Annotated in this window: 16 protein-coding genes; 8 read left to right on the forward strand and 8 right to left on the reverse strand. The window is 69.1% G+C overall.

What is annotated here, in order from left to right; genetic code table 11:
- Position 1: 1 nt before the first annotated feature.
- Entirely contained in the window at positions 2 to 343 is a 342-nt protein-coding gene (locus VV02_RS20080) for an MGMT family protein (protein ID WP_052594425.1), read from the reverse strand.
- Positions 343 to 1,467: a molybdopterin-synthase adenylyltransferase MoeB gene (gene moeB / locus VV02_RS20085; protein ID WP_052594427.1), complete on the reverse strand. Its 1,125-nt coding sequence runs from the start codon at positions 1,465 to 1,467 to the stop codon at positions 343 to 345. The genes VV02_RS20080 and moeB overlap by 1 nt, the downstream gene beginning before the upstream one ends.
- Before the next feature lie 205 nt (positions 1,468 to 1,672).
- On the opposite strand from moeB, the gene VV02_RS20090 reads away from it, so the two are divergent.
- From VV02_RS20090 to VV02_RS20100, 3 genes are all read left to right on the forward strand, one after another.
- Positions 1,673 to 2,251, forward strand: a complete 579-nt coding sequence (locus VV02_RS20090) for a TetR/AcrR family transcriptional regulator (RefSeq protein WP_083450584.1) — start codon at positions 1,673 to 1,675, stop codon at positions 2,249 to 2,251.
- A gap of 91 nt (positions 2,252 to 2,342) precedes the next feature.
- A complete protein-coding gene (locus VV02_RS20095; protein ID WP_052594431.1) occupies positions 2,343 to 2,564 on the forward strand; it encodes a DUF3107 domain-containing protein in 222 nt (73 codons plus the stop codon).
- A gap of 228 nt (positions 2,565 to 2,792) precedes the next feature.
- Positions 2,793 to 3,092, forward strand: a complete 300-nt coding sequence (locus VV02_RS20100) for a GlsB/YeaQ/YmgE family stress response membrane protein (RefSeq protein WP_218917450.1) — start codon at positions 2,793 to 2,795, stop codon at positions 3,090 to 3,092.
- A 68-nt stretch (positions 3,093 to 3,160) separates the two neighbouring features.
- On the opposite strand, the gene VV02_RS20105 is transcribed toward VV02_RS20100, so the two are convergent.
- Positions 3,161 to 3,850, reverse strand: coding sequence for a ferritin-like fold-containing protein (locus tag VV02_RS20105; RefSeq protein WP_052594433.1), 690 nt, complete (start codon positions 3,848 to 3,850; stop codon positions 3,161 to 3,163).
- A gap of 192 nt (positions 3,851 to 4,042) precedes the next feature.
- Between VV02_RS20105 and VV02_RS20110 the strand changes: the two genes are divergently transcribed.
- Together VV02_RS20110 and VV02_RS27240 are read left to right on the forward strand one after the other, a co-directional pair.
- On the forward strand, positions 4,043 to 5,575 hold the full coding sequence (locus VV02_RS20110) for a DEAD/DEAH box helicase (protein WP_052594434.1): 1,533 nt from the start codon (positions 4,043 to 4,045) through the stop codon (positions 5,573 to 5,575).
- An 11-nt stretch (positions 5,576 to 5,586) separates the two neighbouring features.
- Positions 5,587 to 6,630 carry a response regulator transcription factor gene (locus tag VV02_RS27240; protein ID WP_083450313.1) on the forward strand — a complete coding sequence of 348 codons (1,044 nt, stop codon included), beginning with the start codon at positions 5,587 to 5,589 and terminating at the stop codon, positions 6,628 to 6,630.
- Between the two features lie 195 nt (positions 6,631 to 6,825).
- Here the strand turns inward: VV02_RS27240 and VV02_RS20120 are convergent, their stop codons facing one another.
- From VV02_RS20120 to VV02_RS20130, 3 genes are all read right to left on the reverse strand, one after another.
- A complete protein-coding gene (locus tag VV02_RS20120; protein WP_052594438.1) occupies positions 6,826 to 7,740 on the reverse strand; it encodes an alpha/beta hydrolase in 915 nt (304 codons plus the stop codon).
- A 76-nt stretch (positions 7,741 to 7,816) separates the two neighbouring features.
- Positions 7,817 to 8,416: a TetR/AcrR family transcriptional regulator gene (locus VV02_RS20125; protein WP_052597327.1), complete on the reverse strand. Its 600-nt coding sequence runs from the start codon at positions 8,414 to 8,416 to the stop codon at positions 7,817 to 7,819.
- Between the two features lie 40 nt (positions 8,417 to 8,456).
- On the reverse strand, positions 8,457 to 9,497 hold the full coding sequence (locus VV02_RS20130; protein ID WP_052594440.1) for an NAD(P)-dependent alcohol dehydrogenase: 1,041 nt from the start codon (positions 9,495 to 9,497) through the stop codon (positions 8,457 to 8,459).
- A gap of 228 nt (positions 9,498 to 9,725) precedes the next feature.
- Here VV02_RS20130 and VV02_RS20135 point away from each other — a divergent pair, with 228 nt between their 5' ends.
- On the forward strand, positions 9,726 to 11,567 hold the full coding sequence (locus VV02_RS20135) for a BCCT family transporter (RefSeq protein ID WP_083450314.1): 1,842 nt from the start codon (positions 9,726 to 9,728) through the stop codon (positions 11,565 to 11,567).
- Here the strand turns inward: VV02_RS20135 and VV02_RS20140 are convergent.
- A complete protein-coding gene (locus tag VV02_RS20140; RefSeq protein ID WP_052597330.1) occupies positions 11,513 to 12,370 on the reverse strand; it encodes a RecB family exonuclease in 858 nt (285 codons plus the stop codon). The two genes, VV02_RS20135 and VV02_RS20140, sit on opposite strands and share 55 nt — an antisense overlap.
- Positions 12,371 to 12,428: 58 nt before the next feature.
- The gene (locus tag VV02_RS20145; protein ID WP_052594442.1) at positions 12,429 to 13,277 is read right to left on the reverse strand and encodes a PHP domain-containing protein; all 849 of its coding nucleotides are present in this window, start codon (positions 13,275 to 13,277) and stop codon (positions 12,429 to 12,431) included.
- Positions 13,278 to 13,371: 94 nt separating this feature from the next.
- On the opposite strand from VV02_RS20145, the gene VV02_RS20150 reads away from it, so the two are divergent.
- Complete coding sequence (locus tag VV02_RS20150; RefSeq protein ID WP_052594444.1) at positions 13,372 to 14,079, forward strand: hypothetical protein; 708 nt, start codon at positions 13,372 to 13,374, stop codon at positions 14,077 to 14,079.
- 135 nt (positions 14,080 to 14,214) lie between these two features.
- Positions 14,215 to 14,853 (forward strand): DcrB/PsbP domain-containing protein, encoded by a 639-nt coding sequence (locus VV02_RS20155; RefSeq protein ID WP_169787725.1) that lies wholly within the window; start codon positions 14,215 to 14,217, stop codon positions 14,851 to 14,853.
- Positions 14,854 to 14,858 lie beyond the last annotated feature (5 nt).

A 14,858-nucleotide genomic window follows, 5' to 3' on the forward strand; every position in this document is an offset into this window, starting at 1 on the left:
ATCACGCAGGTCGGACGCCCTCGACCTCATCCAGCGGGAACCGGGCGCGGCGCAGGTCGACCCGCCCGTTCCGCATCGGCGTGTCCTCCTCGCGGTAGTGCGCGATCGCCTCGTCCTCGTGACCCTGCGGTGGCCGTCCGTCGGCGCGCAGCACCCGCCACCAGGCGACCATCGACCCGTACCCCGACATCACCGAACCGACCTGCCGTGGGCCGCTGCCCGCCACGGCGGCGATGTCGCCGTACGTCACGACGCGGCCCTCGGGGATCTGGTCGACGATCGCGAGGACGAGGTCAGCCAGCTCGGGCAGCTCCTCGAGCAGCTCGTGATCGTCATCGCCCATCAGTACGTCGCCATCGTGGGGTCGATGTCGTGGGCCCAGGCAAGGACGCCGCCGTCCAGCGAGCGCGCCTGTCGACCCGTGCCCTCGGCGAGCAGTCGTACGGCCTCGGCCGACCGGGCACCGGACTTGCACATGATCACGACCGGCACGTCGTCCGGCGTACGCGCGAGGTCGGCGAGCGCCGCGCCCGACCGGAACTCGTCGAGATGGACCGCCTCGCTGCCCCCGATCGTCGCGATCGCGCGCTCTCCCTCACCTCGGACGTCGACCAGCCGCACCGCGCCGGATCCGTCGATGAGCCGGGCCAGCTCGGCGGCACTGATCGTGGGTACGCCGACCGCCGGGTCCTCGCACACCTGCACCAGGTCGGTCGGCTCGGTGATCGTCGGGTGGTCGCCGCACACCGCACAGGCGGGGTTGCGGCGTACGGCCAGCTCGCGCCAGCGCTGCGACAGCGCGTCGTGCACGAGCAGCCGACCGACGAGCGGCTCGCCGATCCCGACCAGGAGCTTGAGCACCTCCGTCGCCTGCACCGACCCGATGACGGCCGCGACCGCTCCGAGCACCCCACCCTCGGCACACGACGGCACCTGTCCGGGCTCCGGCGGTGTGGGGAAGACGCAGCGGTAGCACGGCCCGTGGCCGGCCCACCAGACCGAGACCTGTCCGTCGAAACGCAGGATCGAACCCCAGACGAGCGGTACGCCGGCCAGCACGCAGGCGTCGTTCAGCAGGTAGCGGGTCGCGAAGTTGTCGGTGCCGTCCACTACGACGTCGGCGCCCTCGATCAGTTCCATCACGTTGTCGGCGCTCAGTCGCTCGCGATGCTCGACGACCTCGACCTCGGGGTTGAGATCAGCCAGCCGCGCGCTGGCCGACGCGACCTTGGGAGACCCGACGTCCGGCGTACGGTGCAGCACCTGGCGCTGGAGGTTGGTCAGATCGACCACGTCGTCGTCGATCACGTCCAGCCGACCGACTCCGGCAGCGGCGAGGTAGAGCAGCACCGGGGAGCCGAGTCCACCGGCCCCGACGACGACCACCCGCGCCTCGCGCAGCCGTTGCTGGCCCGCAGGTCCGACCTCGGGCAGGAGCAGGTGGCGGGCGTAGCGACCGGTCGACACGCTCCCATTGTCGCCTCGCCCGGCTGATACGAACGACGCGGCCCGTAGGAATCCGTCGGGAGTGTCCTGTGACTCGCCAGTAGCGACGACATAGGATGCCGAGATCGTAAGTACTTGCCCGAGGGAGGCGCTCGACGTGACGACATTGTCCGAGGGACGCGGCCGCACCAGCAGGCTGCCGCGCTCGGCCCGCCGCGCCCAGCTCATGGAGGCCGCTCAGTCGGTGTTCGTCGAGTCCGGCTACCACGCCACCGCGATGGACGAGATCGCCGACCGAGCCCAGGTCAGCAAGCCCGTGCTCTACCAGCACTTCCCGGGCAAGCTGGATCTCTACCTCGCGCTGCTGGACCTGCACACCGCCAAGCTGCCCGTGCTCGTCACGACGGCGCTGGAGTCCACCACCGACAACGCGCAGCGCGTGGCCGCCACGGTCGATGCGTTCTTCGAGTTCGTGGAGCGCAAGGACGCGGCGTTCCGGATGGTCTTCGAGTCCGACCTGATCAACGAGCCCGCGGTGGCCGAGCGGGTCGAGCGGATGATGGGACTGTGCGCCGACTCGGTGTCGGTCGTCGTCAAGGAGGACACCGGGCTGCCGCAGGAGCAGGCTCACCTGATCGGCATGGCCATGGTCGGCATGTGCCAGGTCGTCGCTCGCTACTGGCTGAGCAAGGGCACCTCGATCCCGCGCGAGGAGGCGTCCCGGCTCGTGGCGACGCTCGGCTGGCGCGGACTCGGCGGGCTGCCGCTGCACGAGGACGGGACCGGGGAACACCCGGGCGCCTGACCGACGTTGCAGCCCACAGTCATAGTGTTCTCCGAGTCGCATCCGCGTCCGCGCGTCGGTGCGGCCGTCATCAGCTGAAAGGGACCCCACCGTGGAGGTCAGGATCGGCGTGCAGAACGTCGCACGCGAAGTCGTCATCCAGTCCGAACAGAACTCGGACGAGGTTCAAAAGCTCGTTCTCGCCGCCCTGGAGTCGGGCAAGCCACTCACCCTCATCGACGAGCGTGGTCACAGCGTGACCGTGCCGGCCAACGTCCTTGGCTACGTCGACGTCGGCTCGGAGCAGAAGGGTCGCGTCGGCTTCGGCAGCTGAGCCCTCTCCCGTCGCACCTGTCACACCCGTTTCCGCGCGGTGACCTCGCCCACATCCTCGGGCGAGGGACCCGCGCGGTAACTATTTCCGCGCGCAGACACAGGGTTCAAGGTCTTGCCAACCGACTTCCTGAGGGGCAAAGTCAGGCAGAGAAGCACCCGTACCGACCCTCACGGTGCGGGACCTTGAAGCGGCCGTGAGGTCTGCGGCCGGAAACGGAGACATCCCATGATCGGCGACATCATCGGATTTATCGTCCTCGGTGCCATCATCGGCGCTCTGGCACGGCTCGTTCTGCCCGGCAAGCAGGACATCGGCTGGGCCGCGACCATCATCATCGGCATCATCGGCGCGTTCGTCGGTGGCCTCATCACCCGTGCGATCGTGGGCGACGACCACCGCTGGATCGGCTACGTCGTGAGCATCGCGATCGGTGCGCTGGGCGTCGCGGTCTACGCGGGCATGGAGGCCAAGAAGGTTCGCTCGACCTTGCCGACCGACCTGAGTGGCAACAGCCGCGCGAGCTGACACCCGTCGTACGGCACCACATCGAAGGGCCCGGCTCCGCAACGGAGCCGGGCCCTTCGGTGTCCGGATCAGGCCGACAGGCCCAACGCCTCCATACGGTCCGTGTGCCCCTGGGTGATACGCGCGAAGATCTGCGTCATCTCGGCCAGGTCGGCGCCGTGGCCGGAGCCGTCGTCGACCAGGAGCATGGTGATCGCGTCCCGGTCCGCCGCCACGCGCTGAGCCTGCGACAGCGCCTCGCCGATGAGCCGCCGCCCGAACAGGGCCAGCCGGCCCGCGATGGCCGGGTCGTCCGCGATGGCCTGCCGCAGCTCCTGCGCCGCGAACTCCGCCTGGCCGCTGTCCTGCAGGACCTCCTTGACCAGGTCGCGGGTCTGCGGGTCGACGTACGCCGAGATCTCGCGGTAGAAGTCCGAGGCGAGCGTGTTGCCGGCGTAGACCTTCATCAGACCCTCGAGCCAGCTGCTCGGCGGAGTCCGCCGGACCCACTCGTCGAAGCTCGCGGTGAAGGGCGCCATGGCTTCCTCCGGGTCGCCACCGAGCTCCTCGATCCGGCCCACCAGCCGCTCGTACTGGGTGAACTCGTTGGACGCGACCTTCGCGAGCGCGACCCGGTAGGCCAGCCGCGGAGCGGTCTGCGCGTCGTGCACGATGGTGAAGAACCCGACGAGCTCGCCGTACGCCAGAGCGCCGCACAGCTCGATCACGCTGGCGCGGAATGTGGGGTCGGAGAGGTCTCGGCCGGTGCTGGGTGCCATGTGTGGATGCTAACGATCGCGCCAACCCCCGGTAGGCTGGCCATGACAACTGGTGCCCGGTCGGCTTGTGCCGTGTGACAAATGGGCTTGACCCGCAGTTCGGGGCAAGCCGCGAGACCTCCGATCGGCCCTTCACCTGGTGTGGCCCGCACGTCTGACGTGCGCGCGGCCCCCGCCGATCAGAGAGACACCATGACCGACCAGATCACCAGCACGACCGAGGCGCAGGCCCCGGCCGAGCCCACCTTCGCCGACTTCGACGTGCACCCCGATATCGTCGGTGCGCTGCGCGACGCCGGCATCATCACCCCGTTCCCGATCCAGGCGATGACCCTTCCGGTCGCGCTGGCCGGGCACGACATCATCGGCCAGGCCAAGACCGGCACGGGCAAGACCCTCGGCTTCGGCGTCCCGATCCTCAACCGTGTGGTCGCCCCCGGCGATGCCGCGTACGACGACATGCCGGCTCCCGGCAAGCCGCAGGCTCTCGCGGTCGCGCCGACCCGCGAGCTCGCGGTGCAGGTGTCCGGCGACATCGAGCGGGCCGGCCGGGCCCGCGGCATCCGGGTCCTGACCGTCTACGGCGGTCGCGCGTACGAGCCCCAGATCGAGGCGCTGCGCAAGGGCGTCGAGGTCGTCGTCGGCACACCCGGGCGCCTGATCGACCTGGCCAACCAGGGCTACCTGGACCTGTCGTACGTCCGCTCCGTCGTCCTCGACGAGGCCGACGAGATGCTGGACCTGGGCTTCCTGCCCGACGTCGAGAAGCTCCTGGCGATGACGCCGGCGTCCCGTCAGACGATGCTGTTCAGCGCCACCATGCCGGGTGCGGTCGTCGCCCTGGCGCGTCGCTACATGACGCAGCCGACGCACATCCGCGCGATGAACGAGGAAGGCGACGACGGCCACACCGTCAAGGCCATCGAGCAGTTCGTCTACCGCGCGCACGCGATGGACAAGGTCGAGATGCTGGCCCGCATCCTGCAGGCCAAGGACCGCGGCCTGACCATCATCTTCACCCGCACCAAGCGCACCGCAGCCAAGGTCGCCGACGACCTGGTCGAGCGCGGCTTCGCAGCTGCTGCCATCCACGGCGACCTCGGCCAGGGCGCCCGCGAGCAGGCGCTGCGTGCCTTCCGCGCCGGCAAGGTCGACATCCTCGTGGCCACCGACGTGGCGGCGCGAGGGATCGACGTGGACCACGTGACCCACGTGATCAACTACCAGTGCACTGAGGACGAGAAGACCTACGTCCACCGCATCGGCCGCACCGGCCGCGCCGGCAACACCGGCATCGCGGTGACCTTCGTCGACTGGGACGACATGCCGCGCTGGGCGCTGATCAACAAGGCGCTCGACCTCGGCATCCCGGAGCCCGTCGAGACCTACTCCTCCTCGGAGCACTTCTACGAGGACCTCGACATCCCGCAGGGCGCGACCGGCACCCTGCCCAGGTCCTCCCGTACCCGTGCCGGCCTCGGCGCGGAGAAGGTCGAGGACCTCGGCGAGACGGGCAAGTCCGGCGGCCGTGGCGGCGCTCCGGCAGGACGTGGTCACGGACGTTCGGGAGGCGGGCGTGGGTCCAAGACCTCCGACCGTCCTCAGACCAACGCGTCCGAGACGCCGCGCGCGGAGGGTGAGCGTGGCACGGGCGACGCAGCCCGCCGGCGTCGGCGTCGTCGTACGCGTGGTGGCGACAAGCCGGCCGCGGGCAGCCAGGACTGATCGAGCCGCTTATGAGCCCAGGGGATCAGGAAGCGCATCCATTCAGCCCGGCCACGGTGGCCGTGCTGCGCAACACCGACCGACGTCTGCGGGCCGCAGATCGTGGTGACCTGACCCGACGCTACGCGGCCTGCAAGGCTGCCCTGACCGGGCTGGCGCCGCTCGATGCGTTCTACATCGGCTACTTCAAGAGCGAGAACAGCCTCGTCATCACCTACATCTTCGATGGCGACCAGTACCTCGCTCCCGAGGTGCTGTTCTACTCCCCCGGTGGCGTCACGCACTGGGTCCGCACGTCGCGCAAGCCCTACCTGTCCCGCGAGGACAACGGGCGGATGCTGCACCGCGGAGCGCCCCTGGGCGATGCGGCGCAGCTCTCACAGGACGCCATCGTGGTGCCGCTGCTGGATCACAAGTCGGGTGAGGCGGTCGGGATGATGAGTGCCCAGAGCCTCAAGCCCGACGTGTTCTCCGAGGAGTTCCTGCGCGCCATGGAGTGGGTGGGCCGCGCGCTCATGCAGTCCGTCGCCCGCGACGACGACGACGCGGACTCCCTCGGCCTCTACGAGCTCTACCCCGAGCTGGACAGCAGCCGCGTGCAGAACGAGGCGGACCTGGTCAACCGGATCGGCGAGAAGCTCGATGAGCTGCGGCTCCTGCTCGGCGACCTGACCGACCAGGCCAAGGAGGCCGGCGGACCCGAGCTCGGCCGAGCCGTCGACAGCGCTCGCCAGCTGGCCGAGCGCGTACAGACCGAGGTGGCGGAGCTGGTCCGCGTGCACGAGCCGCGCATCCTGCACCTGGACCTCACCAGCCGCGAGGTCGAGATCGCCGCGCTGATCGCGCGGGACGGCCTGTCCAACGGCGCGCTGGCGTCCCAGCTGCACATCTCTGAGAAGACCGTGAAGACCCACGTCGGCAACATCCTGCGCAAGCTGGGCGTGACTCAGCGCTCGGCGATTGCGTGGACGCTGCCGCCTGAGGTGCTGGCCGCGACCGAAGACCCGCGTGGTCCTAGGACCATCGGCGCCAAAAGATCAGCCCACGTCCCATAGAGGCGACACCCCCTCTGGCCGCAAGATGAGTACAGGCCGAAGGAGCGGGGGCTCGACGGCTTGTCGGAAGCGCAGTTCGGGGGAGCTGCTCGACCGACTGCCGGGTGTCATGGTCGGGGGGCCACGCACTCGGCGCACGGCGGATACCGCCTGTGAGCCGGGACCAGGGGGAGGCTCACAGGCGGTTGACCGTCTCTATGCGCCTCGCGCACCCACCTCGAGCAGGTGGCGTCGGAGGAAGTCCAGCTCTACGTCGATGGCTCGCTCGTGCTCATCGAGGAACGGCGCGTAGTGGCCGCCGGGCAGCCGAACCAGCTCCGACCTCGGGGCGAGGTCCGCTGCGCGCACGGCGGGAGCCGCCAGGACCGACTGGTCTGCGTCGCAGACCAGTACGAGCAACGGGCACTCGATGCGAGCGGCGGACCGGCCCGGGCGGTACGAGCCCAGCGGGAGCACCGATCGCGCTGCGATGGTCTGCTGCCACTCGGGATAACGGTTGTCGGGGTTCAGGGCCCTTGAGCCGTCCTGCGCGTCGGGTGTGGTCAGCATGGCGACCGTCCCGCGGGGCCCCACCAGCGGAACGACCAGCGGATCGCGACCGAGCAGACCGCGTACGGCATCGCGCAGGGCCAGCAACGGGAAGCGCAGGACGACGCCCAACGTCTCATGGCGCAGTGTGTTCGGGACGGCCGCCAGACCGTCTGCGAACGGCGTCTGGGCGATGGCCGCCGCGACGCGGTTGTCGGCCGCCACCCGGAACACGTGCCCGCCTGACAGGGAGAAGCCCCACGCGGCGATCCGATCCGGATCGACGTCGCCGAGCGTCCCGGCGAAGGCGACAGCGGCGCTCCAGTCCTCGAGCTGCGTCTGCGCGCGCACCACCTGGCGGGGCGTACCGCCGCTCTCACCGAGGTGCCGGTAGTCGAAGGCGAGCACGGTGAATCCGTCCGCATGGAACCGCGCGGCGAAGCGGTCGGTGCCCGGCTCCTTGGGTACGCCCCCGCCGCCGGCCATGACGACGCACGCGCCGTTGGTGCCGGGGTAGTGCCAGGCTGCGCACTCGATTCCACCACTGATGAACCGGACCTTCTCGCGCTGTGCTGTCTTCATCGCCGGACCTCCGAGATCGTCGCTGCGACAAGTGAACCAGGTGGTTCACTTGTCTGCAAGCGTCTCCCGAGGATTGCTATCCGGCGCTCTCTTCCCGTTCCAGCGCCCGCAGCAGCGCCGCGAGTCCGGCTTGGATGCGTTCGCTGTCCCCCGTGGTGCGCCACTCCATGAGGAACCCTCTGATCGTCGCGAGGACCATCTCGATCACTTCGCGCGCCCGGGCTTCCGACCAGCCCTTCGGGCACATCGACCGGAGCGGAGCGAGGTACTGGTCCGAAGCGTCCTTGGCGAGGTGGGCGTAACGCTGCGGGTCGTACATCGCCAACCCGATGGCCTGGTCGATCACCCTGAGCCCAGATGCGTCGTCCATGAGCACCGGCCACACCGACTCGATCCGCGCCGCCAGGGTGTTCCCTGACGCAGCCGCCGCCAAGGTGTTCCCGATCCGTCGGGTCCGGAGGCGGTACATCGCCTGCCCGAGAAGGTCCTCGGCGCTCTCGAAGTGGTAGAGCAGCACCTTGTGGGTCGTGCCGGCCGCCCGGGCTGCTCGCCTGAGCGAGAAGTCGACCAAACCGTGCTGTGACAGGTCGTCGGTCACCAGCTCGAGCAGCTGCTCGCGGCGCGCCGCGCCTCGCGCCGAACCTGTGGACCTGCGGTAGGACGGCGTCTCGGTCACACCGACCGATGGTGCCACGGGATGGCGCTCTCGCGATCCGCTAGATCGTGGCTGTGTCGATCACGACGCGGTAGTGCACCGTGCCGTCCACCACGCGGTCGTACGCCGCATCCACCTCATCCGCACCGATCGTCTCGATGGTCGAGGCAATCCGGTGCTCGGCGCAGAAGTCCAGCATCTCCTGGGTCAGCGCGATACCGCCGATGTTGGACCCCGCGACGATGCGTGACCCGCCCACGAGTGACCACGGGCTGACGGTGTAGTCCGATGTCGGGAGACCGACGTTGACGAGGGCTCCGTGGGGGCGCGTCGTGTCGAGGTAGTCCTGCAGCGGCAGGTCCGCGCTCACCGTGTTGAGGACGATGTCGTACGTCCCCGCCACCGCCTCGAGCGCACCCTCCTCTCCCGTCGCGACGTAGCCGGTGGCGCCCAGCTCGCGGGCGTCCTGCTCCTTGGCGCGGCTGCGCGACATCACAGTGACCTCGGCACCCATGGCCGCGGCGATCTTGACGCCCATGTGGCCCAGCCCGCCGAGCCCCACGACGGCGACCTTGGTGCCCGGGCCGGCGCCGAAGCGCCTCAGCGGGTTGTACGTCGTGATCCCGGCGCACAGCAGCGGCGCTGCCTCGTCCAGCTCGATGCCCTCGGGGATCCGCACCACGAACCGCTCGGCGACCACCACCTCCTGGCTGTAGCCGCCCTGCGTGATCGTGCCGTCGATGTCCGGGCTGCCATAGGTCCAGACGGTCTGCGTGGAGCAGTAGTTCTCCTGGCCGTCCTTGCAGAAATCGCATTCTCCGCAGGAGTCGACCATGCAGCCGACCCCGACCCGGTCGCCCACCTGATGGCGGGTCACAGCCGATCCGACCTCTGCGACGACGCCGGCGATCTCGTGCCCGGGGACCAGCGGGAAGGTCTGCGGGCCCCACTCCTCACGGATCGTGTGGATGTCGCTGTGGCAGATGCCGGCGAACTTGATGTCGATGCGAATGTCGTTGTCCCGCAACGCTCTTCGCTCGATGGTGGTGGTCTCGAAAGGTGCGCTCGCTGCGGGCGCGGCCAGGGCTCGTACGACGGTCATGGTGCTGCTCCTAGCACCGCCGACCACAGCGCTCTGGACCGCGTGTGAGCGACCGGAGACGGTGCGAGCGCAGGCCGGCGAACTTGCCGAAGGGCGTCTCCTTAGGCAAAGTGACGAAGTCCTTTGGCCCCTTTCGGCCCGGGGTCGGCACGAGACTGATGTGAAGACTGCACATAACTGGTGTGAAGACCGTACGTAACTGACAACGACCGAGAACGAGGTCTTGACATGGCTACAACGACATCGACCAGCTCCCGTTCGGGAGAACCGCCGGGCGATGAGCGCGGGCCCGACGCCGAGTCGACCGACGCAGGTCAGCACGAGCTCCTCGGTGGGCTGAGCGCTCCGATCGGTGAGAGCACCACGAGCCGCGGAGGCGGCGTCGACAAGATCATCTTCGGCATCACCGCCGTGATCGCTCTGGGCTTCGTGGTGTGGGGTTTCGTCACTCCCGACTCCTTGAGTACGACATCCGGTGACGCCCTCAGCTGGGTCATGGACAGCGCCGGCTGGGCCTTCGTGCTCCTGGCGTCCGTGTTCGTGGTCTTCGCGATCTGGCTGGCCGCGAGCCGTTTCGGCAACATCCCGCTCGGCGCGGACGACGAGGAGCCGGAGTTCAAGACGGTCTCCTGGATCGCCATGATGTTCAGCGCCGGTATGGGCATCGGCCTGATGTTCTGGGGCGTCGCCGAGCCGCTGAACTTCTTCTCCTCCCCGCCGCCGGACACCGGCGTCACGCCGCAGTCGACCGAAGCCATGAAGACGGCGATGGCGACGACGCTGTTCCACTGGACATTGCACCCGTGGGCGATCTACGCCGTCGTGGGTGTCGCGATCGCGTACGGCACCTACCGCAAGGGCCGCAGCCAGCTGATCTCCTCGGCGTTCCGCCCGCTTCTCGGTGAGCGCACCGAAGGGCCGATCGGCAAGGTCATCGACATGCTCGCGATCTTCGCGACGCTGTTCGGCTCCGCGGCCTCACTCGGTCTCGGCGCCCTGCAGATCGGTGCCGGCATGGAGGCGAACGGCTGGGTCGACAAGACCAGCAAGGTCACTCTGGTGGTCATCATCACCGTGCTGACGGTGGCCTTCATCCTCAGCGCGGTCTCCGGTGTCTCCCGGGGCATCCAGTGGCTGTCCAACATCAACATGGTGCTGGCGCTGGTCCTGGCGCTCTTCGTGTTCGTCGTCGGACCGACCGTGTTCATCCTCGACCTGCTGCCGACATCGATCGGCACCTACATCGGCGATCTCCCCGGTATGGCAGCGCGGACCCAGGCGAGCGGCGACAAGGACCTGGACGACTGGCTGTCCTCATGGACGGTCTTCTACTGGGCGTGGTGGATCTCCTGGACCCCGTTCGTCGGCATGTTCATCGCGCGCATCAGCCGCGGTCGCACGATCCGGCAGTTCGTCACGGGCGTCCTGCTCGTCCCGAGCGTGGTCAGCCTGGTCTGGTTCGCGATCTTCGGCGGCTCCGCGATCGATGTGCAGCGGGACAGCAAGGACCTGGTGCAGAACGTCAAGGGTGTGGCGACGGTCGACAGCAACACGGCGCTGTTCGACATGCTCGACCACTACCCGATCGCGTCGGTCACCACGGTGCTCGTCATGGTCCTGGTCGGCATCTTCTTCGTGTCCGGTGCGGACGCTGCCTCGATCGTGATGGGCTCGCTGTCGGAGCGAGGCTCGCTGGAGCCCAGCCGTCCGACGGTGATCTTCTGGGGTGTGCTGACCGGTGGCGTCGCGGCGGTCATGCTGCTCGCCGGCTTCGCCGAAGGTGATGCCGGCTCGGCGCTGACCTCACTGCAGAACATCACCATCGTGGCGGCCCTGCCGTTCGTGGTGGTGATGGGCGCGATGTGCGTGGCCCTGGTCAAGGACCTGCAGAGCGACCCGATGATGCGGCGAGCCGCACTGGGTCAGTCGATGGTCGAGCGCGCTGTCATCAGCGGCGTGACCGAGCACGGTCACGACGACCTGACCCTGGTCACCGAGGAGACCCACGTCGAAAGTCAGGCGTCCGGCTCCAAGGCCGCCCAGGACGACACCTCGGGTCCGACCGCCTGACCTTCGGGGCAGTGGGCGCGGAAGTCGCACCACCGACACAGTGCTGTCGGGTTGGGTGCGAAGTCCGGCGCCTGCTGCCCCTGGTCGCGGTAGGCCGCATCGGCCTTGCGCAGGTCCCGCGCGATCGACTCGGCCTCATCGATCTTGCGCCGCACCGACTCCGCGCTGTGCTCGTGCGCCACGACCTCACCGGTCGGCACGTGGTGCAGCTCGACCCGCGCGCACGGCTTGCGGAACATCCGGGCCGCGGCAGCGGCATAGAACGCCAGGGCCAGTGAGGTGCGCGCGTCGTCCGTGGTCGGCGTACGACGGCTGGTCTTGTAGTCGACGACGACCACCTCGCCATCCCGCTCATCCATCCGATCGACCCGACCCGACAGCGCGAGCGTGCCGGTCTTGAGCGCGACATTGCGCTCGCGCGCCAGTGGCTCTCGGTCCCGGTCCGCCGTGCGCAGGTAGTCGGTGATCTCCTGCGTGGTGCGCTGCCGCCAGCGTGCCGACTGCGCTGCGTCCTTGAACCCCACGTCCATCCAGGACGAGCGAACGAGGTTGAGCACACCGGTGGGTGTCCTCTCGACCGGTGTGAGATCCCAGAAGTCGCGCAGCACGTTGTGCGTGACCAGCCCGACCGACGTGTGCGCCCGCTGCGACCGCGCCTCAGGACGCGGACGGTCCAGGTATTGCATCCGGTAGCGCCGCGGGCAGTCCAGCCACGCCATCAGCCGGCTGGGGCTCGCGAGATAGAGCCGCTGCGGCATGCCCGGCAGCTGCGACTCCTGCGGATCGCGCTCAGGCGTGCTCATCACCGTCACGCTACCCGTCGTACGACGTGCTCTCGCCCGCCGCGTCCGCCTGTGGATATCAGGGGCGAGCCACGGTCGTACGACCGCTCGACTGCTCCTCGATCTGCGCCAGGACCTCGGGCGCGGTCGTGTGCTCGCCGAGCCGGTTGAGCTTGCCGGTGCCGTGGTAGTCGCTCGAGCCGGTGACGAACAGCCCGAGCCGACCCGCCAGCTGCTCGGCGTGAACGACGGCCTCGGCGTCATGGTCACGGTGGTGCGCCTCGAGGCCGCCCAGACCGGCCGCCGCCATCCGTTCGATGACGTCGTCGGCCACGACCCGACCACGCTGGTGGGCGAACGGGTGCGCCATCACGGGCACACCGCCCGCCGCGCGCACCAGCTCGACGGCGCGTACGGGATCCGGCGCGTAGTGGCCCACGTGGTAACGGCCCGAGGCGTGCAAAAAGCGCTCGAACGCCTCGTTGCGGTCGGCGACGAGTCCCTTGGACACCATCGCGTCCGCGATGTGTGGCCGCCCCAGCGTCGTCTCCACCCCGGCCTGCGCCACCACGTCGGCCCAGGTCAGCGGCATGTCGTGGCCGATCAGCTCGACCATCCGCCGCGCCCGCGTGCGACGCGACTCTCGAGCCCGCTCGAGCTCGGCGAGCAGCGCAGGCTCCGTCGGGTCGTGCAGGTAGCCGAGCAGGTGGACCGAGATCCCGCGCACCTGGCAGCTGATCTCGATGCCGGGCACCACCGCGACGCCGTACGTCGAGGCGGCGGCGAGCGCCGGCTGCCACCCGCGGGTCGTGTCGTGATCAGTGAGCGCGAGAGTGTCGAGGCCGGCCTGGGCGGCGGCTGCCACGACGTCCTCCGGGCTCTGGGTGCCGTCGCTCTCGGTGGAGTGGGTGTGCAGGTCGATGGCCACACGGCGCAGGCTATCGGCCCGGCTTGCCGCATCCGCGGCGGCAACCTGACAGGGTGTGTGCCAAAGCACACTCACCTCGAAGGGACGGATTCCAATGTCCAACCAGCCGCCGTACGGCGACGCCCAGGGCCAGCCCGGCCCGCCTCCTGAGGGATTCCCTCCCCCGACCCCTCCGGGCCAGGGCGGCGGCGCCACGCCACTGCCGGACGGACCTCCACAGGGCGGCTTCCCCAGCGCTCCGCCGGCCGGCGATGCGCAGGGCGGTTACCCGAACGCCCCGCAGGGTGGCTACCAGAGCGCGCCGCAGATGTCCCCCGGAGGCTACGGCCAGCCCCCGGCTGACGTCGTCAAGCCGAAGTCCATCGACCTCGCCGTCAAGCTGATGTACGCCGGCGCCGGCCTCGCCGTGATCAACATCATCCTCGCGTTCTTCATGAAGGGCACGATCAAGGACAAGGTGCGCGAGCAGCTCGAGAAGGACAACAAGTCCCTCGACGACCTCGACACCATCGTCAACTCGGCGATCATCGTCTCGGTGGTCGTGGGCCTCATCGCGGTCGCGCTGTGGATCTTCATGGCGCGGTCCAACGACGCCGGCAAGTCGTGGGCGCGCATCGTCGCGACCGTCCTCGGCGGCCTGTCGATCCTGAGCTTCCTCGGCAGCCTGACCCAGGACACCACGACCGGTGTGACGCTCGCGTTCTCGATCATCTCGCTGATCCTCGCTGCGGCGATCCTGTTCTTCCTCTGGAAGAAGGAGTCCTCGCAGTACTACGCGGCCAAGTCGGCGCCCCGCCACTGACCTTGCTCGACCGAAGGGCCCGCTCCGTCACGGAGCGGGCCTTTTCGTCGTACGACGTCGGCCGGCATCTGCTGCGACGCGCGGTCTCCCCGGGTGTGCACGCGAGCCACAGGCGCCTCACGTACTGTCGCTGGGGTGAGTGTCCGTCGCTGCGTCCTGACGCTGCTACCCGTGTCCGCCCTGCTGCTCAGTGGGTGCTCACAGCCGCCATCGGACGCGGCGTCCTCCTCGGTGACCCCAGAGCTGCCGGCCACGCTCGGCACGCCGTCCGCCACGCGACTGAGCACCAAGGCCGTGCCCGGCGCCGTCCCGGCCGGCGACCGTTCGTTCGGCGTCCTGCCTCCGGCAGGCTGGACCAACGACACGGCCAAGCAACGCACCACCGTGCTCTACCTGCGAGCGCCCCAGCCGTCGGCCAATGTCTACCCGTGCTTCAGCGTCGTGAAGAGCGTCATGGACAAGCCGCCGGCGCTCGAGGAGCTGGTCAACCAGGGCATGATCGCGCAACGCCAGAAGGGCGCCACGGTCACCAAGCTGGCCGACCGCAGCATCGGTGGCGCACCTGCGGCGGGCTATGCGATCACCCGGACCTCGCAAGGCTTTCAGGTGGTCCAGACCCAGTACTACATCGTCAACGGCAGTCAGATCGTGGTGACCACGATGACGTCAGCGGCCAAGGACAAGGCGATGGCGACCAGCACGCAGGAGGCCATCCTGACGTCCTGGTCGTGGGGCAACCCTCCGCCGACCGCAGCACCGTCGACCACGCCCTGAGCGGC

Origin of the sequence: Luteipulveratus mongoliensis (assembly GCF_001190945.1) — a bacterium.
Classification (GTDB): Bacteria; Actinomycetota; Actinomycetes; order Actinomycetales; family Dermatophilaceae; genus Luteipulveratus; species Luteipulveratus mongoliensis.

What these genes read in the sequence shown, in the direction of transcription:
- VV02_RS20080 (WP_052594425.1), bottom strand. Translation starts at nt 343, where the DNA reads ATGGGCGATGACGATCACGAGCTGCTCGAGGAGCTGCCCGAGCTGGCT.
- VV02_RS20090 (WP_083450584.1), top strand. Translation starts at nt 1,673, where the DNA reads ATGGAGGCCGCTCAGTCGGTGTTCGTCGAGTCCGGCTACCACGCCACC.
- VV02_RS20100 (WP_218917450.1), top strand. Translation starts at nt 2,793, where the DNA reads ATGATCGGCGACATCATCGGATTTATCGTCCTCGGTGCCATCATCGGC.
- VV02_RS20105 (WP_052594433.1), bottom strand. Translation starts at nt 3,850, where the DNA reads ATGGCACCCAGCACCGGCCGAGACCTCTCCGACCCCACATTCCGCGCC.
- VV02_RS20110 (WP_052594434.1), top strand. Translation starts at nt 4,043, where the DNA reads ATGACCGACCAGATCACCAGCACGACCGAGGCGCAGGCCCCGGCCGAG.
- VV02_RS27240 (WP_083450313.1), top strand. Translation starts at nt 5,587, where the DNA reads ATGAGCCCAGGGGATCAGGAAGCGCATCCATTCAGCCCGGCCACGGTG.
- VV02_RS20120 (WP_052594438.1), bottom strand. Translation starts at nt 7,740, where the DNA reads ATGAAGACAGCACAGCGCGAGAAGGTCCGGTTCATCAGTGGTGGAATC.
- VV02_RS20130 (WP_052594440.1), bottom strand. Translation starts at nt 9,497, where the DNA reads ATGACCGTCGTACGAGCCCTGGCCGCGCCCGCAGCGAGCGCACCTTTC.
- VV02_RS20135 (WP_083450314.1), top strand. Translation starts at nt 9,726, where the DNA reads ATGGCTACAACGACATCGACCAGCTCCCGTTCGGGAGAACCGCCGGGC.
- VV02_RS20140 (WP_052597330.1), bottom strand. Translation starts at nt 12,370, where the DNA reads ATGAGCACGCCTGAGCGCGATCCGCAGGAGTCGCAGCTGCCGGGCATG.
- VV02_RS20150 (WP_052594444.1), top strand. Translation starts at nt 13,372, where the DNA reads ATGTCCAACCAGCCGCCGTACGGCGACGCCCAGGGCCAGCCCGGCCCG.